This is a genomic window from Streptomyces sp. DSM 110735, from assembly GCF_016482685.1.
Classification (GTDB): domain Bacteria; phylum Actinomycetota; class Actinomycetes; order Streptomycetales; family Streptomycetaceae; genus Streptomyces.
In genome coordinates, this window is the sequence record NZ_JACYHF010000018.1 from 118,484 (window position 1) to 143,526 (window position 25,043).

Consider the following 25,043-nt stretch of genomic DNA (forward strand, 5'->3'; position numbering starts at 1 on the left):
CGGGGGCACAGCGAGGGACACGCGTGCCTGCACCCGCGGCTGACCCATCGTCGTGGCTGACTGTCGTCGGCTGAGGTTCAGACTGGGCGCATTGAGGGTGCTGGCCGTCAGCCGAGCGGTCTGAAACTGGGTCGTCTCTGGGCCGTCCGAGGTCGCTCAACAGCAGCCAATGACGACCAACGACGACCACCAGGCGCACGAGCCCACCGCTCCTGAGCAGGGAAACCCAGGTCTACAAGATCCCCGACAAGACCCAGGGCAAGGAGACACCTCTTGCCTTACCCATTGAGACTCCTCCGACTTCACGTCTCCGTACCCCGTCAGGCCGACTCTCAATGCCATAACGGAAATCAGCCGCAGGCGCAATCGTCTATCTCCACCCCTCCTACTCGGTTATTCCATCCTTGAGAAGATCTCGGAGACGGGCAGATAGCAATGACCAGTCTGGCTGGCGTGCTTCCTTTTGTGAGTCAGCAGGTCGTTCAGGCGGATACGTTGGTCCAGTACAGCCATGAAGTCGCCACCATCCATCGTGATGAACGGCGTACTAAGGCTGTAGATCGCCAGGGCATCGGAGGTGAAGCCACTCATGCTGACGTACAAACCGAGGGTGTTCTTGCCCTTGCGTTCGATGTTGGATCTAAAGACGTCCAGCTCCCGTCGACCGATGCGCTCCTTCCACCACTTGGCCTCAAGAACGTAGTAGTCAGTGTCGAAGGAGAAGGCGCCATCGATCTGCTCGTACTCCATGATGTAGGCCGCCCGCGGCTCCAAGTCGTACAAGGCGAACAGCTCGTTGATGAAGCCCTCGAAGTCCGTCCCTCGCTGGTGCTTGTCGGTCGCCGCGTGCATCACGATGAACCGTTGCTTCAGATCGTCATGGGCTTGGGCGAAGACTCGGCTGTCCTGGTCCCTCTTCGCACTCTCAGCTATGGCCGCCGCGTGCTCCTCGTGTTCCTTGATGATGTCCTGCTGCTTGCGAGTCCAGCGCCGCAGTTCCGCCACGGCCGCCGTGGCCTTGGCCACCATGACGTCACCATCGACCTGTCGTTCGAGGTTAGGAAACCGGTCCATGGCGGCGATGTCGAGCATGAGCGCCACGGTCACGTCCAGGTACCGGGTCTCATTGGCCCGCAGCAGTTTGACCAACTGGCCGGAGACTTCGCGCTTGGTGGCCTGAAAATTGAGCTGCGGCAGGAGCTCGCTGTGGTCCTTCAGTATCCCTCGGACGTACAGCTCAAAGGGATCTTTGTTCCAGTAGATCAACCAGAGCGCGTCGGCTAGTGCGTTGTACGCGCTGGGATTGATCGTCTTCTTGCGGGCATCAGGCTGCTGCACCTGCCCCCTCCTCCACACGCACTGTCACCGACCTATCACGGTACCGCGCGATCAGTCGATGACCAGCCTGTACGACAAGGCTTGATCCAACAGGTCGTGATGACCCGTCATTCAGCAGACGTCGGCTGGCCGGTGACGCAAGTGGACGGCGAGTGACAGAGGCGGCTTGTCCTGACTGTCATTGAGACGGGCCGACGAGCCTCAGGCCCGGAAGTGGGCCGCCACGTCGTCGAGCATGTCCAGGTAGTCGCCCGCACCAACAGTGCCCCCAGCCGCCTTGGAGCCGTGCAATGCCGATGTTAGGACAATGCCGCGCAACCCTGCTGGCTGCCTCGGCTCCGCGTTCTGAAGGTGCCAACGATTGCCGTGCGCACAGGCGTTGCGGAAGTGCCTTACGAACTGAAGCAACGGGCTTGTCCTGTCGCTCAGCCCCGCGCGCTGGATGGTATCGCCCAGGCGGGCTGCACCATGCATCGTCGCGAAGTTCAGCAGATCCTCACCGAGTCCAGCACCCGCAGTTGAGCTGACCTTGGCAAAGATGTCTGTCAGCCGCTCCGCAGAGTGCGGCGTACCGTCATTGCGGTAGATGACCAGCGGTGAGTCTGCGGTTTGCTCGTACAGGTCGCGGTAGATGGCCATGAGCGGCTGACGGGGGTCAGCTAGCGGAAGTATGGCCAGGCTGAGACCGCAGAACCCAATCTTGAGTTCGTCAGCCAGCTGCGCGATGCGTTCCACCTCGATACCCATGGCCCGGAATGTTAGGGCTCCCCTGCCCAGTCACCACTTGGCGACCCCGACCACCCGTGCTGCCTGGACCTGTCCCGAGCTCCAGCACCCGAAAATCGACCCTGCCCGCCTCAGCTGCTCCGAGACGAAGAGATCATGAGCTATGGTCGCCGTCCCTACACCAGTTCGGTCACTGCCCCGTGCAGGTAAGCGTCCTTCTCGCAAGAACTGGAGTCTTCGGCTAGTTCCGAGGGAGAGAGAGGCAAGGCTCTACTTCCTCGCCGGAAGAGAAGAGCGGAACCCAACAGAGTGGCTGGGTTCCGGTTCCCACGTGGAAGCGTCTTCCTCGTCAAGGACCGCTTCGTAGCACGTCTTCAGAGTCCCAGTGGTTCGCCCTATGTCGGAAAGTAGTTTCGGTTGATTGCGACTCGAAGGACATCGCGCAGTGCGCCGGTCAGCTCCCGCGCCAGGCTGTGGAGCTCGTCCGGTTCCGCGTCTGCGTCGTCGAGAGTGTCCTGTGCCTGTTCCAGGATCTCAGCCGCACAGCCGAGTTGGACCGACTCGATGTTGTCCGCCAAGCGGGAGATGTAACCGCTTCCGTCGTCGGTGCTCAGGTAGCAGGGCTTGCCTTCCGGACCCACCCAAGGAAGAAGCCGGAGTTCGCTCGGGGCTGTCATGGCGAGGGATGCCTCTCGTTGATCACGTGGTGGGAGGTGAAGACCGCGTCGACGCGATCTCCTGGGAACGCCAGGAGCGCGGCCTCGGTGACGCGTCCGGTGGAGTCGGTGGCGACGCGCGTGATAGCGAGGACAGCCGCCGAGGAGGGGACTTCAGAGCCGAGGCTTCGTCCGGTGTCGCTGAGCGAGCGCAGACCGTCTCCCGGATGGCTGCCGGTGGTGGACCGACGACGGCGAATCTTGCGAGCGCTTCTCGGCGCGCGGGGTCGTCTTCGAGTACTCCGGCCGGCGCCAGGTCTCGTGGCGTGTAGATGCGGGCCAGCCCTTGGGGCGTCTCGCCGTCGAGACTGAGGCAAGAGAGCTCCGCAAGGGGGCTGCCTGTCGGCACCATCAAGAGAGCTGTGAGGCTGCCGCGGGCCGGGACCGTGGCGCTACGAACGGTGATGCGCAACGCCGGTCCAGTGGCCGTCAACGGGTCCAGCGTTCCCCAGCCGCCGACGTACATGATCTTGCGGGGCGCACGTCGGACGAAGTTGCCCTTGCCGTGGATTTTCTCGACGAGGCGTTCGCCCTGGAGCACTGCGAGGGCATGGCGCAGCGTCACCGTGCTCACGGCGTACTGCTCGGCCAAGGCCGTTTCGGACGGAAGTCGTTCGCCGGGTTGGAGACGGCCGGACGTGATCTGCCGCCGTAGATCGTCGGCGATGTCATGGTGGCGAGGAGGCATGAGTGCCGTCACCGCCTTCTCATAGGCCGCACGGCAATGAGTCGGGTACGCGTGTGCATGGTCAGCAACTCGCCCGACTCGAAGACCAGTTGCTTCGCACCGTGAGGGAGCTGGAGCAGGTCGCTCACGCGGTAGGCGCAGCCGCCGAGTTGGATGACGTCGCCGCGCTGCACCGTGCTGGCAGTGATCTCGACGCTCGTTACCGGTGCGGTACCGGTGATCGGGGGCCTCATCAGGTCACCACCACGGGCGCAGGCAGGTCGACGACCCGATGGCACAGGCAGTCGCACGCTTCGTAGATCACCGGGAGATCGATCGGTGCCGGTGCCGGACGTGACTCCACGCAGGCGGAGTGCGTACCGATGTGGCAGGCGGTCGAGCGGTAGGGGCCCGGCATACCTTCCGTGCTCGATGACTGTCGACAGGGTGGCATCAGTGGACCCCCGCGAGAGCCGACCACGCGTCGGCGGGGAGGTGAGGGGCGACAACCACGGCGCGAGGTCGCGCGCGTCTCTCCCACGCCAGCACGTAAGGACGGACCAGGGCGACTTCCTCACCCATGAGCGGGGCCAGATGAGCCGTCATTGCGGAGGACCGACGCAGGACAACGGTCGATGCGTCCGTGGGAGCCAGGGAGAAGGCGTCGGCCGACGGGTCGGAGGGCCGTAAGGGGCGGCGATGCCTGCCCTTGGTCGAGGTCCGCACCCTAGCTAGGGAAAGGGCGCGGCGGATACGGTTGAGCACGCTGCTCAGCTCCTATCGCTGATGGCTCGGTCCCCCGACATCGCCCGTCGTGGGGACCGCTTTGCGTACGACCGCCCAGAGGGTGCGGGCGTTCAAGCTGGTGGCGAGGAGGCCGAAGTGGTCAGCAGCGGACACCGCGTCCAGGACCTCTTGCCATGTCTCGGCGGAGACGTCGTCCGGCATCTCCGCTTCGACCGTCGTGTGCCGGGGGTGTTCCTCCACTCGCGTGAGAAATCCGAGGGCGGACAGCCGGGCGGCGATGGCCTCCGCGCTAACTCCCGAAGCGGGCACAGGGCAGCCTCCGTCAACCGGCGATCACTTTCAGTGAATCTAGTTAACTAGATTAGGGCTAGTGGACTAGATTTTCCATATGTCTGAGCAACCGCCGTACCTCCGCATCGCCGATGAGCTGAGGCGCCGGATCGCGGAACGTGTGTGGGAGCCGGGAGACCGCCTGCCCTCCCGCGCTCAGATCGGCCAGGAGTGCGGCGTGGGCGAGAACGTGGTGCGCCGGGCGCAGGAGTTGCTGATCTCCCAGGGAGTGCTGGAGGGTCGCGCCGGTTCGGGCACGTACGTCGCCGAGCCCCGGCGGCGCGTGCGGGTCGTACGGTCTTCCGCGCGGGAGCAGCCCACGGGCTCGCCGTTCCGGGCGGACATGAAGGCCGTCGGCAGACAGGGCGACTGGGAGAGCCGGACGGATGCCAAGGTGCCGGCCCCCGCGGAGATCGCGGCGCGGCTGGGGGTCGACGAGGGCGCGTTGTGCGTACGGACGACGTACGAGTTCCTCGCGGACGGCAAGCCCGTGCAGCTCTCCACGAGCTGGGAGCCGTACGACCTCACCGCTGGCACCCTCGTCGTCCTGCCGGAGGGAGGGCCGCACGCGGGCGCCGGGGTCGTGAACCGTATGGCCGCGATCGGTATCACCGTCAGTCATGCGGTGGAGCAGCCGGAGCCGAGGCACGCGACTGCCGAGGAAGCATCGCTGCTCGGCATCCAGAAGGCCGCGCTCGTCACGCACATCAGGCGGACTTACTACAGCGATCAAGGGCGGCCCGTGGAGACGGCGGACATCGTCGCGCCCGTCGCTCACTGCGAGATCGTCTATGAGATCCCGATCAACCGCTGAGTGGCCACCCCTACAAAACCCCATGGCAGCGCGGATGATTGGGGGCATGGGGATCGATGTGGGACTGCACTCTGCTCGGCCGACTCGTAGCTGGAAGAAGTCTCGCGCGACGTTCTTGCGCGGGTCTTACGGGCACGGTGATGCGTTGGCCGATGCCTTGGGCGCGCTTCACTATCTCGGTGTCCCTGGGCGGCTTACCGCTGTCGACCTCTACGGAGACACGGTGATGAACGAGCAGGACGCCGAAGCCGCCCTCGCCGAAGTGCCAGGTTTGAGGGAACGGTGCGCGGACGAGCGACAGCGCGCGGCGCTGGATGATCTCGCGGCGGTGCTGAAGGAGTGCGTCTCCACTGCGGGCAGTTACGTATGGTTCGCCGGCGACTGAGCAGCACGCCGGTTCTGGCGCACTGTCGAATGGGTGTCGAAGGGCGGGCATTGTGGCGCCAAGGGCGAGAAAACGCGCAGGTCATCCAGGGGGCGAACGTCATCACACCAGGCGCCTTCTAAGCGCTTGGCCGCAGGTTCGAGTCCTGCCGGGGGCGCACCCCGAGCCCTCCCTCCGGGAGGGCTTTTTGCTGGTCGGGGCATGGGGCGTCCGCCGACGACGCGGGCCCCCACGGTCAGGGCTTTCGGACGGCGAGTCGCAGGTCCCCCCGTCGGCTATTTGGTCTTGAACTCGACCTTTCCCGTGCTCATCCGGAAGTTTCCGTTGGAGTACAGCGTGGGGCGGGCCTCGACGTGGTTGCCGCTGTATTTCTCCACGTGCCGGATCTGGACGCCGCCGGGAACGGTGAAGTCGATCAGGGCGATGGCGACCCAGTAGGACAGGTTGCGGTTGTTGAACAGGGGCACCGTCACGGTGGAGCCGCGCCCGTCGGTGACGACCGCCCGGGCGCCGTAGGACTTGAACGAACCGGTGCCGTTCTCCACCGCGCTGTAGGCACACAGAAGGACGTACCCCTGGAGGTCGGGGCGGCGGATGGTGATCGTCTCCCGCCCCGGCACTCTGGAATCGCCGTCCAGGGCGATGTAGGGCGGTGCGAGGGGCGATCCCAGTTCTCGGTAGTAGACGACGTGCTCCGACCTGTTCGGGCGCTTGCCGATCGGTGTGACCTGGTTTCCGGGGACGTAGAGGGCGTACAGATCGAGGTCGGCGCCGGCCTGCCGTCGAGCCGCGCTCCCGCCGTTCCATTCGAGTGTGGCCGTCACCGTGAGGCTCGGGTCGTCCTTGCGCATGTCGATGGTCGCCTGACCAGCCTTGGTGAGGGCGACTTTGCCCAGCGGGACCAGGGGGCGAACCGGTGCCGTCGACGGGACGGGCGGAATCACCGGCGAGACGCGCGGCGCACAGGTCGGAGGGGATGGCGCGGGAGGAGTTTGGCGAGTCTGCGAGGGAAGCGCGGACGGGACCGGCGCCACGGATGGTCCCGGGTCGTCCACGACGATGCCGAAGTCCGCGGCCAGACCCGCCAGCCCCGTGTCCCACCCCTGGCCCACCGCCCTTGCCTTCCAGTCGCCCGCGCGTCGGTACAGCTCGACGAGGATGGCCACCGTCTCCCGATGCGCGAGCGGCGGCGGCGCGAAGGTGATCCGCGCGTTTCCGCATTCGATGACCGCGTGGGGGGTGTTGCTCGCGTCGAAGTGAGTGGCCCGCAGCTCGGGGTCGATGCTGGCGACAACCGCGATGCGGTCGACTGTCGCGGGGACCGCGGCCGGGTCCACGGCGATTGTCTGCCCGTTCAGCCGGACCCCGTCCTGCGACGGGTGGTTGTAGAAGACCAGATCGTCGTCGCCGCGCACCTTTCCGTCCGGACCGAGGAGAACGGCGGACACGTCGATGCCCGTGGTCGGGGAGCTGAGGGTGACGCGGCACACCGCCGCGGGCAGGACGGCATTGCCGCCCTTTGCAAGAGTCGTGGTCATGTGTGGCCTCTCACGGTGGTTCGTACATAGTGGTGTCCCTCGTCGATCCGTGGTGGCCAAACACTGATGTCGTGTTGGTGAGTGCCTGGAGCCTGCCGGCGCTTGTACTGCTGGTGGGCTCTGTGACTCATCGGTGCCCGGCGCCACGCGCCTCCCGTTCCGCGTCCCCCTCCGCCCCGAACATCGACCCGATCAGCGCGGTGACCAACAGGCACACCACCAAGCTCCCCGCCACCACCAGCCCCACCCCGATCACGAACAGCCCGCTGTCGTCGTCCGACCAGTCGTAGAACGACGCGATGGCCAAGCCGATCGGGGTGCCGAGAATCGCCGCGAGGAAGTGGCGGTGGTACGCCGCCCAGCACACCGGGACCAGCAACGTCAGGACCAGGCCGATCACCTGCCAGGGCTCGTACGGGCCGGTGGTCGAGCCGTCGGGGTGGACGTCGCGGTGTTGGTCCCAGCCGAGCCACGCCGCCCAGAGGGCGATGGAGGTGGCGGTCAGGGCGAGGATCGCGAGGGGCTGGGTGATGAGGGACTTCCAGGCTCTGGTCATGGCATCAGGGTTTCCGTTCGGGGCGGGGTCGAACAGGGTGCGTGTACTCAGGTGGGGGCGAGTACTTGAGCGCACCAGGCGCCCTCGCCCAGGCACGGACCCCCCATGATCCAAAGCCCACCGCCCACCAGGCACCCACCCCCGCCCCGGAACCCCCGTGATCCAATTACCCCCGCAACAGCCCATCCGTCAGGGGGAGATGACATGCGACTTCGGTGCGCGGTGCTGGACGACTTCCAGGGGGTGGCCACCGAGGTGGCCGACTGGTCCAGGTTGCCGGTGGATGTCGTCCCGTTCCGGGAGCACATCCGCGACGAAGACGCCCTCGCCGCCGCCCTCGGCGACTTCGACATCGTCGTCACCCTCAGGGAGCGCGTCCCCTTCCCCGGGTCGCTCATCTCGCGGCTGCCCCGGCTGAAGCTGATCGTCGCCTCCGGGATGCGGAACAGTGTTATTGATTACGAGGCTGCCAAAGCGCACGGTGTCACCGTGTGCGGAACCGCCAGTTCGTCGACTCCGCCCGTGGAGATGACCTGGGCGCTGATCCTCGGACTCGCCCGGGGGGTCGTTCAGGAGAGCAACGCCCTGCGGCAAGGCGGACCGTGGCAGTCCACCCTCGGAGCCGACCTCCATGGCGCGCGGCTCGGACTGCTCGGGCTCGGGAAGATCGGGTCACGGGTGGCGCAGGTGGGGCTCGCCTTTGGGATGCGGGTCGGTGCCTGGAGTCGGAATCTCACCGCCGAACGGGCCGCCGCCACCGGTGTCGAGCTGGCCGCGAGCAAGGAAGAGCTGCTCGCGGACAGTGACTTCGTGTCCGTGCATCTCGCCCTCGGGGAGCGCAGCCGGGGGCTCATCGGCGCGCCCGAACTCGCGCTGATGAAGCCGACCGCCTACCTCGTCAACACCTCCCGCGCCGCGATCGTCGACCAGGACGCGCTGCTCGCCGCGTTGCGAAACAGGAGTATCGCGGGCGCGGGGGTGGACGTCTTCGACGTCGAGCCGTTGCCCGCCGGGCACCCGATGCGCAGCGCGCCCCGGCTGCTCGCCACGCCGCACCTCGGGTACGTCTCGCGGGGCAACTACGCCACCTACTACGGGCAGGCGGTGGAGAACATCGAGGCGTACCTCGCGGGCTCGCCGGTACGGCAGCTCCCCTGAACCCACACGACCGCGACCAGGCACGACACACCCCCTTGACCCGTTTCGCCGCAAAAGGGGGATCTCTGCCCCCTCGCCCGTGACCACCCCCGGCCGGGGCCGTTGAACGGGAAGTGCGGCGGCTGGTCCTGCCGACCGCGCTTCCCGAGCAACAAGGCAACAAAAGGAGAACGTGATGTCTCGCATCGCGAAGGCGGCCGTCGTCGCCCTCGGCACCGGCGCCGTGGTGGTCGGCGGGGCCGGCCTGGCGCTGGCCGACGCGGGTGCCCAGGGTGCCGCGGTCGGTTCGCCCGGCGTGCTGTCCGGCAACGTGATCCAGGTTCCGGTCAACGTCCCCGTCAACCTGTGCGGGAACAGCGTCAACGTGGTCGGCCTGCTGAACCCGGCGTTCGGCAACACCTGCGCCAACGTCGGCGAGCAGACCCCGCCCACCACCCCGGTCGCCCCCGAGGCCCCCGAGGGCTACGGCGACTCCGGCTACGGCAACTGAGTCACCCCCGCGCGACACAAAAGAGCCCCGGCACTCCGAGCGCCGGGGCTCTTCCCTGTCCGCGTCCCCCCGTAGATGCCTTGAATCCCCCAGCTCAGGCGTACCGATAGATCCCGCTCACGTCCTCCAGCGAATCCGGCGTCACATTCCACGGCGGCAGCTTCTGGAGCCGGGCGACGATCCGCCCCTGCTGCTTGTCCCCCGCGCCCGGCGGGTTCGCGGGGAGGTACCGGTGACTCGTGTGGGCCCGCTGCCAGCGGTACCACTGGTAGTCGATGAAGGCGTGGTGCAGCCAGAACACCGGGTCGTTGACCGAGGCGCCGCCGAGCATCTCGCCGCCGACCCAGCGGTGCACGCGGTTGTGGTTGCGCCAGGAGACGCTGCCGCTGCCGGTGCCCCAGCCCTCCAGTTTGTTGCGGAAGCCGCGGGTCACCGTGGAGTCCCAGGGGGAGGCGTCGTAGACCGGCTCGTCCAGGGCCGACTGGAGTTCGCTCTTGGTGGGGAGCTGGATGGGGTTGGCGGCGCGGCCGAGGTCGCGGGTGAGGGCCTTGCCGTCGGTGACGTTGACCTTGAGGGTCCAGTGCCCGGCTCCGTAGGCGAACGGACCTGTCGTCACCTGGCGGTCGGAGCGCCGTCCGTTGCCGCCGAGCAGGTCCGCCGTCCAGGGTGCGGCGGTGGTGGCGCGGTCCTGGGTCCAGTCCCAGTACGGCAGGGTCACCGAGGAGTCGACGCGGCGCAGCGCGTTCTCCAGGTCGAGGAGGAACCTGCGGTGCCAGGGCAGGAAGGAGGGGCACATGTGGGCGGCGCGCAGACCCTTCTCGCCGTCGGAGGTGTAGTAGTCGATGTGGGTGCGCACGAACTCGTCGTACTCGCCGCGCCGTTTCACCTCAAGAAGCGCGTTGACGAACCGGCGGCGCTCGCTCGCGGTGAGCGTCGTGACGTTCTTACGCGTGTACGCCATGCGTGCCCCCCGCCATCTCGTCCATGACCCCGCCCGAGTGACCCGTGGTTCCGCCCGAGTGCCTCATGCCGCTGCCCGAGCGGCTCATGCTCCCGCCGACCGGCCCCGGCGCCAGATCGCGTACGTGCCGCCCCGGACCCAGCTCGTCGACGGCCGCGCGGGTCGCCGCCAGGGGTGTGGGGTACGACGTGTAGTGGTCGACCATGCTCATCCAGGTGCCGTCGGCGCGCCGCATGAGGTGCAGCGGGCTGCCGTCCACGGTGATCTGCCAGTCGCCCTCGCCGCCGCGGCGGCTGAGCGCGGGGACGGCGTAGCCCTGGATGTGGCGGCCGCGGTACGTCTCGTCGAAGGCGGTGTCCGAGGGGGCGTCCGGGGGCAGCGGGCGGGAGGCGGCGACCACCGGGGCGAGGGCGAGGGCGGCGGCGGAGGCCAGCAGCCCCCGGGCCATCTCCCGTCGTGACGGTTTCGCCGTACTCGCTCCGATCGGCGTTCCCGCCCCCACCGTTGCACCACCGGCACCGACAGCCATGTCTCAACTCCTCGTCGCGGATCGGATGTCGGTACCGGTAACCGGCGCGGGCCGCGCCTAGTCACCGCCGCAGGGCCATCCGGGTAGGACGGCGCCGGTCAGCCGGTCCAGAAGTCCCACCAGCGGGTGAGGACGAGGACGCCGACGACACCGAGATGGAGCAGCGCGAGGAGCCAGGTGAAGTCGGCGAGGAAGGTCCGTACCGGACCCGGCGCGGGCAGATACCCCTCGCGGACGACCAGCGAGGTGACGTACCAGAAGAGGACGATCGTCGCCGCCCACGCCAGACAGCACCACAGGCACAGCGCGTTGACGCGGTACAGCGACTCGAACTGGAGCCAGGTGACGAACCCGACGCCGAACAGGCACCCGCCCCAGAACGCCAGCCAGTACCAGCCCGGGAAGCGGGCACCGGCCAGCAGACCGGTGCCCACGCAGACGACGACGGCGTACGCCAGCAGCCCCAGCATCGGGTTGGGGAAGCCGAACACGGACGCCTGCGCGCTCTTCATCACGCTGCCGCAGGAGACGACCGGGTTGAGGCTGCAGCCGGGGGTGAAGGACGGGTCCTTCAGGAGCTTGAACTCGTCCAGGGTGATGACCCAGGAGGCGAGCAGTCCGGCCGCCCCGGTGATGAGGACGAGCAGCGCTCCGAGACCCCGTCCGGTCGTCCGGGCACGCGGCATCAGCCGCGCAGGGAGCGGGCCGGGAGCATGAGGTGCGCGGCGGCGAGCAGGGTCTCGTCGGCTCCGGCGAAGGCGGCGAGCGCGGCGGGGGTGACGGGCATCCCGGGGCGCCCCTGGGGCCAGGCGCGGGTGGTGAAGACGAGGTAGGCGTAGCCGCGGTGGGCGACGGCGGCGAGCCACTCCGGGGGCGCGTCGGCCTGGGCGACGAGCTGCGGCATGTTGACGACCGCCTGGCCCGCCTCGACCAGCAGGGTCACGGGGAGGCTGGGCCGGGTGGAGCCGTCGATCACCTCGCCGCCGACGGGCAGGCCGTTGAGCGTGAGCAACTGGTGGACCGCGGCGGCGGTGACGAGCGGGCCGCCGGGTGCGTCCCCGAGGGAGTAGGCCAGCAGATACGGCATGTCGTAGCTGTCGGGTGCCTCGCCGCTCCAGGCCAGCAGGACCAGGGTGCCGAGGTCGGTGCCGCGGAAGGCGGGGGCGTCGCTTGAGGTTGAGGTCACCGCGCGACCTTATCGACGGGGTGGGGCGGGTTCGGGTGGCTTCTCACCCTTCCGGATGAGTCGCCCGGGGTGCTCCACACGAACGAGGGAAGCGGGCTCGAACACAGCGGGGGGCGGGGCACATCCGGGGGCTCGGACCGTGGCACGTCGGGGGACACCACGGGGCCGGTCCCCGTCGTACGGGACCGGCCCTCCTCGCGTCCGCGGTACCGGGTCAGCCCTTGAGGGGCAGGCCGCCGAGCAACTGGTTGGGCTGGTTGAGCGCGGTCGTGGCGCCGTTGACGGTGTTCAGGACGGACGCCTTGTTCTCGGTGTCGAGGGCGTTCGACTGGTGCTGGAGCGGCATCACGTCGCGCACGGTCAGACCGCCCTGGGCGACCTGGTCGACGGCGCCGTTGAGGCTGGAGGGGGTCAGATCGCCGGTGTAGGCGAACGCGGGCGCGGCGGCACCGGCGAGGGCGACGGAACCGGCGAGCACGGCGGCGGCCTTCAGGGACTTCATCTTGGTTCCTCTCTACGGCAACTCACTGAAACCGGCCGCCCGCCCGCGGTCGATGCGCGGGCGGACGGCCGGCCGAAGGGGTGCGCCGTGAGATCAGTCGTTGACGCAGGTGTTGCCGAAGGCCGGGTTCAGCAGGCCGATGACGTCGATGGTGTTGCCGCAGACGTTGACCGGGATGTGGACCGGGACCTGGATGACGTTGCCCGACAGGACACCGGGGGAACCGGCGGCGACGCCGCTCGCTCCGGCGTCGGCGGCAGCCACACCGGCACCGCCGGCGACGGCCGCGACGGCGGCGGAGGTCAGGACCAGGCCCTTGGCGATACGCGACATGGAGAGGTGCTCCTTGCAAATCGAGACAAAAGTCCGGGCGGGATGCCCGACGCAGTGTCAACGCGTGGCATCCCCGGGGGTTGTGCCGCCAAAGGAGTGAAAGGCGTGCGGGGCACTCCCGGCGATCCGGCACAGTTGTCCCGATTCGCCTTATTGATGACTCGATCAACGACTCGATGTCCGGCCCGGGAAGGGCCGTGGGAGAAGGGCGAGCCGCGTGCGCTCTGCCCGGAGCACGGTCGTGCGCCGGGCGCGGGCGCGACCCGCTCTCTCCCCCGAATGGCGTAGTGGAGCGCACGACCGGCGCGGCGGGGCCCGTACTGCCCCGGGTCGAGCGGTGGATACGGCTGTTGTCCGAGGGGTGCGGCTCGCACCTGTCGGGTCTCGGCCACACCCGGCGCGCAGGGCGGTGACCAGCGGGCTTTCCTCTCGTTCCCCTCGGGGACGCGACGAGGACCGGTGGGTTCCGCTCCGTGAGGGGCGCCCGGCAGCACGACGCGCTCCCCTCCCAAGCCCCGGGCGCCCCCACTGCGACCGCAGCCCCGAGCGCCCCCCTTCCACGAGCGAGGTAGTCCGCGACATGCACCAGCCAGCCCCCGACTTCCGGCCCCGGGTCCTGCACCTCGCGCAACCCGTCGACGGCGGTGTCGCCCGGGTCGTCCTGGACCTCGTACGGGCTCAGCTCGCCTCGGGACTGCGGGTGACCGTCGGCTGCCCCGAGGGAAAACTCGCCTCCAGTGCCCGTGAGTTGGGTGCGGAGGTGCGGGAGTGGGCGGCGGTGCGGTCGCCCGGTCCGGGGCTGCGGGGCGAGGTACGGCGCCTCGGGCGCCTGATAGCGCAGGCGCGGCCGGAGCTGGTGCACGCGCACAGCGCGAAGGCCGGCCTTGCCGCCCGGCTCGCCCTGCGCGGCCGTGTCCCGACCGTCTTCCAGCCGCACGCCTGGTCCTTCGAGGCGGCCGACGGCATCACCGGTCTGCTCGCCCGGCGCTGGGAGCGGCTGGGGGCTCGCTGGGCCGACCGTGTGGTGTGTGTCAGCGAGGCGGAGCGCGAGCGGGGGCTGCGCGCCGGGGTGCGCGCCGCGTACGCCGTGATCCCCAACGGCGTCGACCCGGTGCGCTTCTGCCCGGCTCCGGCGGAAGCGGCGCGGGACGCGCTGGCGGCGGAACTCCAGGCGGAGGGCGTCGACGCGGCGAACCTCGGCGCGGAGGGCGTCGGCGCGGAGAGTCGCAGCGCGGACGGTCTCCGCGCGGAGGGGCTCGGCGGAAAGAGCACCCGCACCGCCCCCCTCGTCGTCTGCGTAGGACGCCTCTGCCGCCAGAAGGGTCAGGACGTGCTGCTGCGTGCCTGGGAACGGGTGCGGACCGAGGTGCCGGACGCGCGGCTCGCGCTGGTCGGCGACGGTCCGGACCGGGCGGCGCTGCGCGCTGCGGCGGGACCGGGCGTGCTGTTCCCGGGCGCGGTGCGTGACGTACGCCCCTGGTACCGCGCCGCCGATCTGGTGGTGCTGCCCTCGCGCTGGGAGGGCATGGCGCTCGCCCCGCTGGAGGCGCTGGCCTGCGGGCGGCCCGTGGTGGTCACGGACGTGGACGGCGCGCGGGAGAGCCTGCCGCCCGCGTCGGCGGGGCTGTGTCTGGTGCCGCCCGAGGACCCGGGCGCGCTGGCGGCAGCCGTCGCCGGACTGCTGACCGACGCGCCGTTACGCGCGGAGTTCGGCGAGTCGGGGCGCCGCCACGTCCTGTCCACCCACGACGTGCGGCACACCGCCGAGCGGATCGCGGACCTCTACCGCGAACTCCTCGGCGCCCGGCCGCCCATGCCCGCCGAGCGCAGGGAGTCCCTTCTCTCGTGACCACGGAAAGCACCGCCCCCACCGCGCAGCCCTGGGACCGGGCGACGGGTCAGGTCCCCGTCGTACGCGCCCGTGCCGCGCGCGGCTTCCGGCTCCCGGTACGTCGGCCGCCCGCCCGGGCCGCCTCTCCCCTGCCCCTGCTCGCCGCCGACCTCGCCGGGGCGCTCGTCGGCGCCGCCGCGCTGGACACGGCCACGCACCGCCCGCTGCTGGTCGCCGCGCTGATGTGCGCCGCCCTGCTGCTCCGCCCCCGGCCGACGCGCGCGATGTCCGGCGCGCTGGACGAACTCCCCTCCGTCTGCGGGCGGATCGCGGTCTCCTGGCTCGCGCTCGCCGCGCTCGTCGCGGCCCGCGAACCGGCCGCCGCGCTGACCGCCCGGACCCTCCTGCTCGGCTGGGCGCTGCACTCCGCGGTGTCCTGCGCGGGCCGGGGCGTGGTGCGCGGCAGGCGGACGGCGGCGCGGCTGCGCCGACCGAGCGCTGCCCTCGTGGTCGGTCCCGCCGCGACCGCCCAGCGGGTGGCTGCCGCGCTGCTCAGGCACCCGCGCTGCGGAGTGCGACCGGTCGGCGTGGTCGCGGACCACCCGGACGGCAGCGACGGTCTGCCGGTGCTGACCGGTGAGGAGCAGGTGGAGCGGGCTCTGATCCAGAACGGGGTGCGCACCGTCCTCGTCGTCGGACCCGCGACCCGCGCCGAGCGGGCTCCGCTGCTGCGGGCGCTCGCCGAATCGGGCTGCGCCCTGTGGGAGGTGGCACCGGACGGTCCGGCGTACGACGTGCGCGAGCGGCTGGCCGGGTTCGCCGTACGGCGGCTCGACGCGGGCCCGCGGCAACCGGACAGCCTGGCCAAGCGGCTGCTGGACCTGACCGTCTCGGGCGCCCTGCTCGTCCTGTGCGGTCCGCTGCTGCTGGCGTGCGCCGCGGTGCTGCGGCTGACCGAGGGACCGGGCGTGGTGTTCCGGCAGGAGCGGATCGGCAAGGACGGGCGCCCCTTCACCCTGCTGAAGTTCCGCACGCACCGCCCGGTGGACGAGCGCGAGTCCGCGACGCGCTGGAGTGTGGCGGGCGAGCCGGAGATGAGCGCCTTCTGCCGCTTCCTGCGCCGGACGTCGCTGGACGAGCTGCTCCAGTTGTGGAACGTCTTCCGGGGCGACATGAGCCTGGTCGGACCGCGCCCCGAACGCCCCTTCTTCGTCGCGCGGTTCAGCCAGCTCCACCCCGGCTACGCGTCCCGGCACCGGATGCGGGTCGGCGTCACCGGGCTCGCGCAGGTGAGCGGGTTGCGCGGGGACACCTCGATCGAGGACCGGGCCCGCTTCGACAACGCGTACATCGACACGTGGTCGCTGTGGCAGGACGTCTGCATCCTGCTGCGCACCGCCGCCGTGCTCGTGCGTTCCACCGGGAGCTGACCGATGAGTCTCGTCCTGTGGCTGTCGCGCCGCCCGGTCCTGCCGGTGCTCGCCGTCGTGGTGCTCCTGGCGCTCCCCGCGTCGGGCGACGGAGGCGGCGCCGGACCGGCCGACGCCGCCTCCGCGCTGGTCGTCGGGTACTGCGTCCTGCGCCTGCTGCGCGAGCGGCGGCGCCCGCTGTCCCGTACGGCGGCGGTGGTCCTCGGGCTGCCGGTGGCCGGGACGGCGCTGGCCGCGATGGGCGCGGTCTCGCCCGGCGCGGGGCTCGCGGGTCTCGGCCGCTACCTCCAGATCTTCGTCCTGCTCCCGGCGGCGGTGGTGCTGCTCCTGCGCGACCGGCGCGATGTACGGCTGCTGCTCTGGGCGTTGATCGGGCTCGCGCTGTGGGAGGGGGCGGTCGGGGTGAAGCAGTACGTCACCGCGACCGGTGCCTCCTACCAGGGCGAGGACATCCGCGCGGTCGGCACCTTCGGGGCGCAGGACGTGATGGGGATGGCGACGGTGGTGTCGTTCGGGCTGATCTGCGCGGTGGGGGTGGCGCTGGGCGGGGGACCTGCTTCGACCCCGGAATCGGGACCCGGCTCAACTCCCCCTCGCGAGCGAGTGATCGCCGGAGTCTGCGCCCTCGCCCTGCTGGTGCCGCTCGCGCTGTCCTTCAGCCGGGGTGCCTGGATCGCGACCACCCTGACGCTCACCGTGCAGCTCGCGCTGTCCGGACCGCGCCGGGCGCTGAAGGTGGGCGCGGTCGCGCTGGCGGCGGGGGTGGTGCTGGTGGGCGGTCTCGGGGTGGGTACGGCGATGCTCCAGGAGCGGCTGGACAGCATCACGCAGGTGGCGGACGCGCCGGACCAGTCGGTGACCGACCGGTACACCATGTGGGCGGCGGCGACCGGCATGTGGCGCGAACACCCGCTGACCGGCGTGGGGTTGAAGGGCTTCCCCGAGTACCGCGACGGACACGCCTCGCTGGCGCTGTCCTCCGGCGGCGACACGGCGGGCGCCGGCGCGGGCTACCGCAAACAGCCGCTGCTCTCCCCGCACAACATGTACCTCCTGGTCCTCGGCGAACAGGGTCTGACCGGTCTCCTCTGCCTCGCGGGCTCCTGGCTCGCGCTGCTCACGCTCGGGCTGCGGGGGCTGTGGACGACCGGTACGACCCGTACGACTCGGGCAAGGGAGTACGGCGTCATCGGCTGCGGTCTGCTGATCTGGCTGCTGGTCGACTTCATGTACGCCGACATCGGCGGCCCGTCCACCGTGCTGACCGGGGTGGTCCTGGGGCTGGTGGCGTGGTGGGCGCTGGTGGGCGGGGCGGAGCGGGGGCGCGCCGCTCGGGTCGTCGCCGGTGTCGTCCCCGCCGTCCCGGTGGCGAGGGGAGCCGGAGTCCTGTGACCGTCACCCCGCTCCCTGAGCCGGTGCCGGAGACGGAACCGGCGCCCGTACCGCAGACCGGTCCGCGCCCGATGCCGATGCCCGTGCCGACGACCGGTCCTGGCACCGCGCCGAGGACCGCTCCCGGACCCGCGCCGAAGCCCGCTCCGGGTCCCCTGGAGAAGACCGGTGCCACCCCGCCGCACCCCAGTCTCCCCACCACCCCGACCCCGGAACCCCCCGCCACCACTCCTCGCTTCCTCGCCCGCGCCGCCCTCCTCACCGCCTCCCTGTCCGCGGCGGGCGCCGTCCTCGGGCTGGTCCGGGACCAGTCGCTGGCGCGGCTCTTCGGCGCCGGGCAGGACACCGACGCGTTCCTGGTCGCCTGGACGGTGCCGGAGTTCGCGGCCACGCTGCTCATCGAGGACGGTCTGGCGTTCGCGCTGATCCCGGCGTTCAGCATGGCGCTGGCCCGGCGGGCGCGCGGGGCGCCGGGCGATCCGGTGCGTTCGCTCGTCGCCCATACGCTGCCCCGCCTCGCCCTCGCCCTCACCGTGGTGGGCGCGCTGCTCGCGACAGCCGCGCCCGGACTCGTCGAGGTGCTGGCGCCCGGACTGCCCGACCCCGCGCTCGCCGTCAACTGCACCAGGCTCACCGCCACTTGTGTGGTCAGCTTCGGACTCGCGGGGTACTGCAGCGCCGCCCTGCGCGCCCACCGCAGCTTCCTCGCCCCTGCCGCGATCTACGTCGCCTACAACACGGGCATCGTGACGGCGATGTTCGCCCTGGGCGGCGCGTGGGGCGTGCGCTCGGCCGCGTTCGGGGTGGCGCTGGGCGGAGTTCTGATGGTGCTCCTTCAACTTCCCTTCCTGGTAAGGCGCTTACGCACCCACGAGACCGACGCGCCGCTGTCCGTCGAACCGTGCCCCGCACCGCGGCACCAGCGCGTCGACCTCCAACTGATGGCCACCGTGCTGCTGTTCGCGCTGTGCCGTCAGTCGCAGGTGCTGATCGAGCGGTTCCTCGCCTCGGGGCTGCCGTCGGGGGCGATCTCGCATCTCAACTACGCCCAGAAGATCGCCCAGATCCCGATGACCATGTCGATGATGCTGTGCACGGTCACCTTCCCGGTGGTCGCGCGGGCGCTGGCCGAGGGCGACACCGAGCGGGCGCGGGTCCGGGTGGAGCGGGATCTCGCGGTCGCCGCCACGTTGGTGCTGCTCGGCACGGCGGCGGTGCTGGCCTGCGCCCCGCAGATCGTCCAACTGCTTTTCCAGCGCGGCGCGTTCACCGCCGAGGACACGGCGGCGACGGCGGGCGTGATGCGCGTGTACGCGACCGGACTGCTCGGGCAGACCCTGACCGGTGTCCTGGTCCGCTCCTACTTCTCGGCGGGACGCGCCGCCTGGTACCCGGTCGGTGCCATCGCCACCGGGGTCGCGGTCACCGCCTGGATCGGCGCGGCGACGATCGGCACCTGGGGCGTGACCGGGATCGCCGCCGCCAACGCCACCGGCATCACGCTCACCGCCGCCCTGCTGCTCGGCGGGATGCGCGCGCGGCGACGCGGCATGCGGCGCGGGGTGCCGGTCCGGGTCCGCCGGGTGCTGGCGGAGCTGTGCCGCCCGTTGCGCGGTGCGGCGCTGGCCGCGCCCGCCGGGACGTTCGCCGCGCGTGTGCCCGGCGGCGCGCTCAGCGGGCTGGCGGCGGGGTCCGTCACCGTCGCCGCCGTGTTCGTCCTGCTCGGCCTGCCCCGGGGCGCCCCGGGTCTCGCATCCGCCGTCCGTTCCGTACGCACCCACACCCGAAGGCTCGCCCATGCCGTCTTCCGTTGAGTCCGCGTCCCTGCCCCGCGACCGCTCCCCGGGGCGGGCCAGACCCGGTCCGGTCCCGTGGATCGCCATGTACCACTCGGTCGGGGACTGCTCCGACGACCCGTACCGCGTCACCGTGACGCCCGCCCGGCTGGAGCGGCAGTTGCGCTGGCTGCGCGGTCGCGGGCTGCGCGGGGTGAGCGTGGCCGAGCTGCTGACCGCCCGCGCGCGGGGCGAGGGGCGCGGACTGGTGGGGCTCACCTTCGACGACGGGTACGCCGACTTCCTCACCGACGCCCTTCCGGTGCTGTCCCGTTGGGAGTGCACGGCCACCCTGTTCGTACTGCCCGGCAGGCTCGGCGGCGACAACTCCTGGGACCGCCCGGGTCCGTGCAAACCGCTCCTCACCGCCGACGCCGTACGCCAGGCCCGGCGCGCCGGGATGGAGATCGGCTCGCACGGTCTGACCCACCTCGACCTCACCCGCGCCGACGACCGCACCCTGACCGAGGAGATCTCCCAAAGCAGAGCGCTTCTTACGGAGTTGACCGGCAGCCCCGCCGACGGCTTCTGCTATCCGTACGGCACCGTGGACCAGCGGGTGCGCGACGCGGTACGCGCCGCCGGTTACGGATACGCCTGCGCCATCGACCCCGGCGCGCTGACCGGACCGTACGCACTCCCCCGCGTGCACATCGGGGAGAACGACACCGCCGCCCGGCTGTTCCTGAAGTACCGGCTGCACCGCCTGCGCCGCCGTCCCGTGCCGGGTCCGCGATGAGGGCGCTGCACATCATCACCGGACTCGGCGTGGGCGGAGCGGAGCAGCAACTCAGGCTGCTGTTGCGCCACTTGCCCATCGAGTGCGACGTGGTGACGCTGACCAACCCCGGTCCGGTGGCCGACGGGCTGCGGGCCGACGGGGTGCGGGTGACGAACCTCGCCATGGGCGGCAACCGCGACCTGTCCGCGCTCCCCCGGCTGACCCGGCTGATCCGGCGCGGACGCTACGACCTCGTGCACACCCACCTCTACCGCGCCTGCCTCTACGGCCGCGTTGCCGCCCGGCTCGCCGGAGTCCGCGCGGTGGTGGCGACCGAACACTCCCTGGGCGACTCCCAGATGGAGGGGCGCCCGCTCAACTCCGGCGTGCGGGCGCTGTATCTGGCGGGCGAGCGACTGGGACGGTCCACGGTCGCCGTGTCGCCAACTGTCGCCGCGCGGCTGACCCGTTGGGGCATCCCCGAGCCCCGTATCGCGGTCGTGCCGAACGGCATCGACCTCGACCGCTTCCGCTACGACCCCGCCGCCCGGGAGCGCGCGCGAGCCCAACTCGGACTACCGAAACAGGCGTTCGTCGTCGGCGGCATCGGCAGACTCGCCCCGGGCAAGCGCTTCGACATCCTCGTCCAAGCCCTCGCTCAACTCCCGCCCGACACAAGGCTCCTGCTGGTCGGCGGCGGTCCCGAGGAGGGCGCCCTGCGGCGCCGTGCCGAGGAGACCGGGGTCGCGGAGCGGGTGGTGTTCGCCGGTGAACGGCCGTATCCGACCGACGGATCGGGCGGGTCGGACAGGTCGGACGGTCCCGATCTGCCCGCGCTGACCTCCGCGATGGACGTGCTGGCCTCGCCGTCCCCGGAGGAGGCGTTCGGGCTCGCGGTCGTGGAGGCGCTGGCGGCAGGGCTGCCGGTGCGCCACTCCTCCTGTCCTGCCGTCGAGGACCTGCCGTCCGGGGCGGCGCCGGACGCCGTCCGCATCCCCTGCGACCCCGAGGCGTACGCCGCCGCGCTCGCCGGGGTCCGCGCCGCCGGACCCGGCCCGCGCACCGCGCCCGGGGCCGCCCGCCACTACTGCGTCACCCGCAGCGCCGCCCGGCTGATGGACGTCTACGCGGCGGCACTCGTCCCCTCGTCCCGCACCCCCTTGGGAGGCAGCCCCTCATGACCGAGAACCCACACCGGCGCCGTCGTATCTCCCGTCTGCCGTCCTGGTCGCTGGTGGCGACCGGGGTCGTCGCGGGCGGACTGCTCGGCGGCACGTACGGCATCGTGAAGCCGCCCGCGTACACCGCCACCAGCTATGTCGTCGCGGTGCCCACCGAGCGGTCCGACCCCGGCGCGGCGCTCGGGTTCGCGCAGGCGTACGGCAGGATCGCCACCCAGCCCGCCGTGCTCGCGGCCGCGCGGGCGAAGGCGGGCGCGGGCACGGACACCCTGCGGGAGAGCGTGCGCACGGCGACCTCGCCGGACGCCCCGATGGTCGCCGTGTCCGCCACCTCGGCCCGGCCCGCGCGAGCCGCCGCCATGGCCAACGCGGTCGCCGATGCCCTCACCGCGCAGGCGGGCGGCGCCGCCGCCGACACGCACGTGGAGCTTCGACAGTTCGCGCGGGCGGTCGCGCCCACCGAGCCGAGTTCGCCCTCGGCCGCCGTGACGGGGCTGGTCGGGGCGAGCGCGGGCGGACTGCTCGGCGGTCTCGCCCTGCTGGTCCGACCGCGCCGACGACCCGAACCGGAGCCCCTCCGCCCGGCCACGCTGCCCGCCCCGGCCGCCGCCGACGCCGCCGGTCTGCGGTGACGGCCACCTACGCGGCGCGCCCCGCCCGCACCGTCCGCCCCGCCCTCACCACCGAACTGGTCACCGACCCCGGTGCCTTCGCCGCGCTCGCCCCGTCCTGGACCCGGCTCCACCGCCGCTGCGCGACCGCCACCCCGTTCCAGAGCCACGCCTGGCTGCACTCCTGGTGGCGCTCCTACGGGCGCCCCGGACGACTGCGGCTCCTGCTGGTGCGCTCCGGACCCGACCTGGTCGCCGCCGCCCCGCTGACCCTGGTCCGCAGCCCGCTCACCGCGCTCGTCCCGCTCGGCGGCGCGATCAGCGACTACGGCGACCTCCTCCTCGACGACGCCGACGACGGCCGCGCCGCCGACGCCCTCACCCGCGAACTCTCCCTCGCCGCCCGCACCGCGCTGATCGACCTCCGCGAGGTACGCCCCGGCGGTGCCGCCGAGCGGATCTACGACCGCTGGCCAGGACCCCGTCGCCGCGTGCCCGACTCCCTCTGCCTGGAACTGCCCGCCGCCCCCATGGCCGACCTGATCGCCCGGCTCCCCTCGAAGAAGGCACAGCGGGTGCGCGCCAAGCTCCGCAAGCTGACCGCGCTGGGCGTGACCCGCCGGGTCGCCGCACCCCACGACACCGACCGCGCGCTGCGCCGCCTGCTGGAGCTGCACCGGCTCCAGTGGGCGGACCGCAAGGTGACCACCGAGCATCTGCGCCCGCGCTTCCGCGAGCATCTGCTGCGCGCGGTGGGCGCGATGGCGCGCTCCGGGGACGCCGTGGTGACCGAGTTCCTGCTCGGCACGGAGGTGGTCGCCGTCGACGTCACCCTGCTCTCCCCCCACCTCGCGGGCGGCTACCTCTACGGCGCCCATCCCAGGCTGCGCGAGCTGCGCGCGGACGTCGCGGTGATACTGCTGGACGCCTGCGCCGACCGTGCCGCCACCGGCGCCCACCGCACCCTGAGCCTCATGCGCGGCGACGAGCCGTACAAGCACCACTGGCGCCCCGACCGCGTTCCCAGCGTCCGCCTCCTCCTGGCCCGCCGCCGCACCGTCCCACTGCTGTCGGCAGCGCTGTACGACGTGGCGGCACGGCGGCACGGCAAGGAGGTCCTGCACCGCTGGCAGGACCTCCGGCGCGGCTAGCGCATCCCCCGCCACCGGGTCGCGGGAAGACAGAACCCCTCCCCGAGCCACTCCTGGATCCAGCTCTCCGGCAGCAACGGCGTGCATCCGTCCGGGAGTTCGGGGTCGGGGGACGTCGACGGCGAACCGGTGGGAGTCGGCGAGGGGCTCGGCGTCCCGTCGGGCGAGGGCGACGGCGTGGGCGACGGTGTCGGAGTGGGGGTCGGTGTCGGTGTCGGTGTGCCGCTCGGCGTCGGCTGTCCCGCCCCGCCCGACAGCGCCGCCCGGTACACCGCCGCCGCCCTCGGATTCGCGGCGCACTGCCAGACGCCGTGCGGGCAGTAGTCGGTGAGCGTGTTGTACAGCGGCTTGTGCGCGTCGAACCAGGCGAGCATCCGCCGCATGTACTCCGCGTTGTCGCCGTTGCGGAACAGCCCCCACTCCGGGTACGAGACCGGCTTGCCGTGGGCGCGGGCGAAGTCCACGTGCGCCTGGAGACCGTACGGCTCGCTCACCTGCTCGTCGAAGGAGAGCCCGCTCGGCTGGTCGTAGGAGTCCATGCCGACGATGTCCACGGTGTCGTCGCCGGGATAGCACTCGGTCCACGGGACGGCGTCCCGCCCGCGGCTCGGAGCGAAGTCGAAGCGGAAGCGCTGGCCGGGGACCGAGCGCATGGCGGCGACGATCCGGTTCCAGTACGCCTTCCACGCCTCGGGGTCGGGTCCGCAGCGGTGGGTGTAGGTGATGCCGTTCATCTCCCAGCCGAGCACGAGGACCGTGTCGGGCACCTTGAGGTCGACCAGGTGCCGGGCCAGGGTGCGGAAGTGCTGGTCGAAGTCGCCGTCGGCGCCCTGGCGCAGCAATTGCCGTACCCGCGCGTCGGAGAGGTGGTCCTCGTTGTGCTCCTGGAGCGGCACGTTGAGGACGAGCGTGCGGTCCGCCTGCGCGCGGCGCCAGTGCGCCCAGGGGGCGAGGAAGGCGGGGTCGCCCTCGATGTCGCTCCAGCGTCCGCCGGGCAGATAGGTGTGGGCGACCGTCAGCTCCCGCCCGCCGAGCCAGCGGCTCAGCCCGGCCATGCGGGCGACACCGAGCGGTCCGGAGTCGAGGAAGGCGCCAAAGGCTGGCGTCCGCGCGCTCGCGGGGTCCTCCCGCGCCGCGAAGCCGGAGCCGGTCAGCAACGCCGCCGAGGCGATGACCGCGGCCACGGCCGCCGTCAGCCGTCCGCGCCGGACCCGTCGTCGCGGTGCGTCCATGACCGCCCCTCTCTTCTCTGCGCGCGCTGTACCTGACACCCAGTCACAGGGAGGGGGTCCGCGCCAGCGCGGTGGGGCTTTCAGGTGGCCGCCCCCTGCCACCCGGGTGAACGACGCCGGTCACACAAAGGGGCCGGCAGGCTGGCCGGGTCCCGCCGGGCGGCGTGGCGGGGCGCCGGAGCAGGTCCGGCGCTGAAGGATTCGGTACGGCGCCGTGGCGGTACGGCGCCGCGTGCCGCCGGTGTGCCGGGCGCTCGGGTCCGGCACCCGGCGCACTACCGACGGGACGCTGCCCGGCCTCGCCGGAACAGCACCGCACCGGCCGCGATCAGCACGGCACCGGCGGCCGAGGCGCCGAGCAGGAGACGTTCCTGTCCACCGGTGTGCGGAAGGGACGGCTTGTGCGGGTGGTGGTGTCCGCCGTGCGGCGGAGGCGTGTGCGGCGGGTGGGTGTGAGGCGGCGGAGTGTGCGGCGGCGGAGTGCTCTCCTCGCCCCCGTAGGGCGGCGGCGTGCTGTGGTGCGGCGGAGGCGTGGTCTCCTCACCGCCGTACGGCGGAGGAGTCGTTTCTTCACCGCCGTACGGGGGCGGAGTGGTCTCCTCGCCGCCGTAGGGCGGCGGCGTGCTGTGGTGCGGCGGAGGCGTGGTCTCCTCACCGCCGTACGGCGGAGGAGTCGTTTCTTC

Annotated in this window: 27 protein-coding genes and 1 pseudogene; 12 read left to right on the forward strand and 16 right to left on the reverse strand. The window is 71.5% G+C overall.

Annotated elements, in window-relative coordinates; all coding sequences use genetic code 11:
- Positions 1-393 precede the first annotated feature (393 nt).
- From IF655_RS31700 to IF655_RS31300, 6 genes and pseudogenes are all read right to left on the reverse strand, one after another.
- Positions 394-1,338, reverse strand: a complete 945-nt coding sequence (locus IF655_RS31700) for a restriction endonuclease (protein WP_199587233.1) — start codon at positions 1,336-1,338, stop codon at positions 394-396.
- A 201-nt stretch (positions 1,339-1,539) separates the two neighbouring features.
- Positions 1,540-2,085, reverse strand: coding sequence for a hypothetical protein (locus IF655_RS24335; protein WP_199587234.1), 546 nt, complete (start codon positions 2,083-2,085; stop codon positions 1,540-1,542).
- A 374-nt stretch (positions 2,086-2,459) separates the two neighbouring features.
- The gene (locus IF655_RS24340; protein WP_199587235.1) at positions 2,460-2,741 is read right to left on the reverse strand and encodes a hypothetical protein; all 282 of its coding nucleotides are present in this window, start codon (positions 2,739-2,741) and stop codon (positions 2,460-2,462) included.
- A pseudogene (locus IF655_RS24345) lies at positions 2,738-3,468 on the reverse strand (GntR family transcriptional regulator). Before IF655_RS24345 ends, IF655_RS24340 begins: the two are co-directional and overlap by 4 nt.
- Positions 3,469-3,476: 8 nt before the next feature.
- On the reverse strand, positions 3,477-3,701 hold the full coding sequence (locus IF655_RS31295) for a hypothetical protein (protein WP_242488910.1): 225 nt from the start codon (positions 3,699-3,701) through the stop codon (positions 3,477-3,479).
- Between the two features lie 523 nt (positions 3,702-4,224).
- Entirely contained in the window at positions 4,225-4,503 is a 279-nt protein-coding gene (locus IF655_RS31300) for a hypothetical protein (protein ID WP_307815036.1), read from the reverse strand.
- Between the two features lie 79 nt (positions 4,504-4,582).
- Here IF655_RS31300 and IF655_RS24350 point away from each other — a divergent pair, with 79 nt between their 5' ends.
- Together IF655_RS24350 and IF655_RS24355 are read left to right on the forward strand one after the other, a co-directional pair.
- Entirely contained in the window at positions 4,583-5,338 is a 756-nt protein-coding gene (locus IF655_RS24350) for a GntR family transcriptional regulator (RefSeq protein ID WP_199587236.1), read from the forward strand.
- Positions 5,339-5,483: 145 nt separating this feature from the next.
- The gene (locus tag IF655_RS24355; RefSeq protein ID WP_242488911.1) at positions 5,484-5,723 is read left to right on the forward strand and encodes a hypothetical protein; all 240 of its coding nucleotides are present in this window, start codon (positions 5,484-5,486) and stop codon (positions 5,721-5,723) included.
- 275 nt (positions 5,724-5,998) lie between these two features.
- On the opposite strand, the gene IF655_RS24360 is transcribed toward IF655_RS24355, so the two are convergent.
- Together IF655_RS24360 and IF655_RS24365 are read right to left on the reverse strand one after the other, a co-directional pair.
- Positions 5,999-7,261, reverse strand: coding sequence for a TerD family protein (locus IF655_RS24360; RefSeq protein ID WP_199587238.1), 1,263 nt, complete (start codon positions 7,259-7,261; stop codon positions 5,999-6,001).
- A 127-nt stretch (positions 7,262-7,388) separates the two neighbouring features.
- Positions 7,389-7,817, reverse strand: coding sequence for a hypothetical protein (locus IF655_RS24365; protein ID WP_199587239.1), 429 nt, complete (start codon positions 7,815-7,817; stop codon positions 7,389-7,391).
- A gap of 204 nt (positions 7,818-8,021) precedes the next feature.
- Between IF655_RS24365 and IF655_RS24370 the strand changes: the two genes are divergently transcribed.
- Together IF655_RS24370 and IF655_RS24375 are read left to right on the forward strand one after the other, a co-directional pair.
- Positions 8,022-8,975: a D-2-hydroxyacid dehydrogenase family protein gene (locus tag IF655_RS24370; RefSeq protein WP_199587240.1), complete on the forward strand. Its 954-nt coding sequence runs from the start codon at positions 8,022-8,024 to the stop codon at positions 8,973-8,975.
- A 175-nt stretch (positions 8,976-9,150) separates the two neighbouring features.
- Positions 9,151-9,465 carry a chaplin gene (locus IF655_RS24375; RefSeq protein WP_199587241.1) on the forward strand — a complete coding sequence of 105 codons (315 nt, stop codon included), beginning with the start codon at positions 9,151-9,153 and terminating at the stop codon, positions 9,463-9,465.
- 94 nt (positions 9,466-9,559) lie between these two features.
- Here the strand turns inward: IF655_RS24375 and IF655_RS24380 are convergent, their stop codons facing one another.
- The 6 genes from IF655_RS24380 to IF655_RS24405 all read right to left on the reverse strand — a co-directional run bounded on the left by IF655_RS24380 (position 9,560) and on the right by IF655_RS24405 (position 12,976).
- Positions 9,560-10,426: a tyrosinase family protein gene (locus IF655_RS24380; protein ID WP_199587242.1), complete on the reverse strand. Its 867-nt coding sequence runs from the start codon at positions 10,424-10,426 to the stop codon at positions 9,560-9,562.
- Positions 10,410-10,955: a tyrosinase family oxidase copper chaperone gene (locus tag IF655_RS24385; protein ID WP_199587243.1), complete on the reverse strand. Its 546-nt coding sequence runs from the start codon at positions 10,953-10,955 to the stop codon at positions 10,410-10,412. Before IF655_RS24385 ends, IF655_RS24380 begins: the two co-directional genes overlap by 17 nt.
- Before the next feature lie 98 nt (positions 10,956-11,053).
- Positions 11,054-11,641, reverse strand: coding sequence for a vitamin K epoxide reductase family protein (locus tag IF655_RS24390; protein ID WP_199587244.1), 588 nt, complete (start codon positions 11,639-11,641; stop codon positions 11,054-11,056).
- Complete coding sequence (locus tag IF655_RS24395) at positions 11,641-12,141, reverse strand: DUF5949 family protein (RefSeq protein WP_199587245.1); 501 nt, start codon at positions 12,139-12,141, stop codon at positions 11,641-11,643. The genes IF655_RS24390 and IF655_RS24395 overlap by 1 nt, the downstream gene beginning before the upstream one ends.
- Before the next feature lie 214 nt (positions 12,142-12,355).
- The gene (locus tag IF655_RS24400) at positions 12,356-12,643 is read right to left on the reverse strand and encodes a hypothetical protein (RefSeq protein ID WP_199587246.1); all 288 of its coding nucleotides are present in this window, start codon (positions 12,641-12,643) and stop codon (positions 12,356-12,358) included.
- A gap of 93 nt (positions 12,644-12,736) precedes the next feature.
- Positions 12,737-12,976: a chaplin gene (locus tag IF655_RS24405; RefSeq protein WP_018545032.1), complete on the reverse strand. Its 240-nt coding sequence runs from the start codon at positions 12,974-12,976 to the stop codon at positions 12,737-12,739.
- A gap of 580 nt (positions 12,977-13,556) precedes the next feature.
- Between IF655_RS24405 and IF655_RS24410 the strand changes: the two genes are divergently transcribed.
- The 8 genes from IF655_RS24410 to IF655_RS24445 all read left to right on the forward strand — a co-directional run bounded on the left by IF655_RS24410 (position 13,557) and on the right by IF655_RS24445 (position 23,128).
- A complete protein-coding gene (locus tag IF655_RS24410; protein ID WP_199587247.1) occupies positions 13,557-14,825 on the forward strand; it encodes a glycosyltransferase in 1,269 nt (422 codons plus the stop codon).
- Complete coding sequence (locus tag IF655_RS24415; protein WP_199587248.1) at positions 14,822-16,237, forward strand: exopolysaccharide biosynthesis polyprenyl glycosylphosphotransferase; 1,416 nt, start codon at positions 14,822-14,824, stop codon at positions 16,235-16,237. Before IF655_RS24410 ends, IF655_RS24415 begins: the two co-directional genes overlap by 4 nt.
- Positions 16,238-16,240: 3 nt before the next feature.
- Positions 16,241-17,629, forward strand: a complete 1,389-nt coding sequence (locus IF655_RS24420) for an O-antigen ligase (protein ID WP_199587249.1) — start codon at positions 16,241-16,243, stop codon at positions 17,627-17,629.
- A 77-nt stretch (positions 17,630-17,706) separates the two neighbouring features.
- Entirely contained in the window at positions 17,707-19,443 is a 1,737-nt protein-coding gene (locus IF655_RS24425; protein ID WP_374100340.1) for a lipid II flippase MurJ, read from the forward strand.
- The gene (locus IF655_RS24430) at positions 19,427-20,203 is read left to right on the forward strand and encodes a polysaccharide deacetylase family protein (protein WP_199587251.1); all 777 of its coding nucleotides are present in this window, start codon (positions 19,427-19,429) and stop codon (positions 20,201-20,203) included. The genes IF655_RS24425 and IF655_RS24430 overlap by 17 nt, the downstream gene beginning before the upstream one ends.
- Positions 20,200-21,366 (forward strand): glycosyltransferase, encoded by a 1,167-nt coding sequence (locus tag IF655_RS24435; protein ID WP_199587252.1) that lies wholly within the window; start codon positions 20,200-20,202, stop codon positions 21,364-21,366. The genes IF655_RS24430 and IF655_RS24435 overlap by 4 nt, the downstream gene beginning before the upstream one ends.
- Positions 21,363-21,998, forward strand: coding sequence for a lipopolysaccharide biosynthesis protein (locus tag IF655_RS24440; RefSeq protein ID WP_199587253.1), 636 nt, complete (start codon positions 21,363-21,365; stop codon positions 21,996-21,998). Before IF655_RS24435 ends, IF655_RS24440 begins: the two co-directional genes overlap by 4 nt.
- The gene (locus IF655_RS24445; protein ID WP_199587254.1) at positions 21,995-23,128 is read left to right on the forward strand and encodes a GNAT family N-acetyltransferase; all 1,134 of its coding nucleotides are present in this window, start codon (positions 21,995-21,997) and stop codon (positions 23,126-23,128) included. Before IF655_RS24440 ends, IF655_RS24445 begins: the two co-directional genes overlap by 4 nt.
- Here IF655_RS24445 and IF655_RS24450 read toward each other — a convergent pair.
- The gene (locus IF655_RS24450) at positions 23,125-24,360 is read right to left on the reverse strand and encodes a glycoside hydrolase family 26 protein (RefSeq protein WP_199587255.1); all 1,236 of its coding nucleotides are present in this window, start codon (positions 24,358-24,360) and stop codon (positions 23,125-23,127) included. The two genes, IF655_RS24445 and IF655_RS24450, sit on opposite strands and share 4 nt — an antisense overlap.
- Positions 24,361-24,635: 275 nt before the next feature.
- On the reverse strand, positions 24,636-25,043 hold a 408-nt coding region (locus tag IF655_RS24455; protein ID WP_199587256.1), incomplete at its 5' end, for an LPXTG cell wall anchor domain-containing protein.

Coding starts and splice junctions, on each gene's coding strand:
- IF655_RS24440 (WP_199587253.1), top strand. CDS start 21,363: ATGACCGAGAACCCACACCGGCGCCGTCGTATCTCCCGTCTGCCGTCC.
- IF655_RS24380 (WP_199587242.1), bottom strand. CDS start 10,426: ATGGCGTACACGCGTAAGAACGTCACGACGCTCACCGCGAGCGAGCGC.
- IF655_RS24430 (WP_199587251.1), top strand. CDS start 19,427: ATGCCGTCTTCCGTTGAGTCCGCGTCCCTGCCCCGCGACCGCTCCCCG.
- IF655_RS24370 (WP_199587240.1), top strand. CDS start 8,022: ATGCGACTTCGGTGCGCGGTGCTGGACGACTTCCAGGGGGTGGCCACC.
- IF655_RS24410 (WP_199587247.1), top strand. CDS start 13,557: ATGCACCAGCCAGCCCCCGACTTCCGGCCCCGGGTCCTGCACCTCGCG.
- IF655_RS24390 (WP_199587244.1), bottom strand. CDS start 11,641: ATGCCGCGTGCCCGGACGACCGGACGGGGTCTCGGAGCGCTGCTCGTC.
- IF655_RS24425 (WP_374100340.1), top strand. CDS start 17,707: ATGCCCGTGCCGACGACCGGTCCTGGCACCGCGCCGAGGACCGCTCCC.
- IF655_RS24365 (WP_199587239.1), bottom strand. CDS start 7,817: ATGACCAGAGCCTGGAAGTCCCTCATCACCCAGCCCCTCGCGATCCTC.
- IF655_RS24360 (WP_199587238.1), bottom strand. CDS start 7,261: ATGACCACGACTCTTGCAAAGGGCGGCAATGCCGTCCTGCCCGCGGCG.
- IF655_RS24335 (WP_199587234.1), bottom strand. CDS start 2,085: ATGGGTATCGAGGTGGAACGCATCGCGCAGCTGGCTGACGAACTCAAG.
- IF655_RS31295 (WP_242488910.1), bottom strand. CDS start 3,701: ATGAGGCCCCCGATCACCGGTACCGCACCGGTAACGAGCGTCGAGATC.
- IF655_RS24340 (WP_199587235.1), bottom strand. CDS start 2,741: ATGACAGCCCCGAGCGAACTCCGGCTTCTTCCTTGGGTGGGTCCGGAA.
- IF655_RS24375 (WP_199587241.1), top strand. CDS start 9,151: ATGTCTCGCATCGCGAAGGCGGCCGTCGTCGCCCTCGGCACCGGCGCC.
- IF655_RS24350 (WP_199587236.1), top strand. CDS start 4,583: ATGTCTGAGCAACCGCCGTACCTCCGCATCGCCGATGAGCTGAGGCGC.
- IF655_RS24385 (WP_199587243.1), bottom strand. CDS start 10,955: ATGGCTGTCGGTGCCGGTGGTGCAACGGTGGGGGCGGGAACGCCGATC.
- IF655_RS24450 (WP_199587255.1), bottom strand. CDS start 24,360: ATGGACGCACCGCGACGACGGGTCCGGCGCGGACGGCTGACGGCGGCC.
- IF655_RS24400 (WP_199587246.1), bottom strand. CDS start 12,643: ATGAAGTCCCTGAAGGCCGCCGCCGTGCTCGCCGGTTCCGTCGCCCTC.
- IF655_RS24405 (WP_018545032.1), bottom strand. CDS start 12,976: ATGTCGCGTATCGCCAAGGGCCTGGTCCTGACCTCCGCCGCCGTCGCG.
- IF655_RS24420 (WP_199587249.1), top strand. CDS start 16,241: ATGAGTCTCGTCCTGTGGCTGTCGCGCCGCCCGGTCCTGCCGGTGCTC.
- IF655_RS24435 (WP_199587252.1), top strand. CDS start 20,200: ATGAGGGCGCTGCACATCATCACCGGACTCGGCGTGGGCGGAGCGGAG.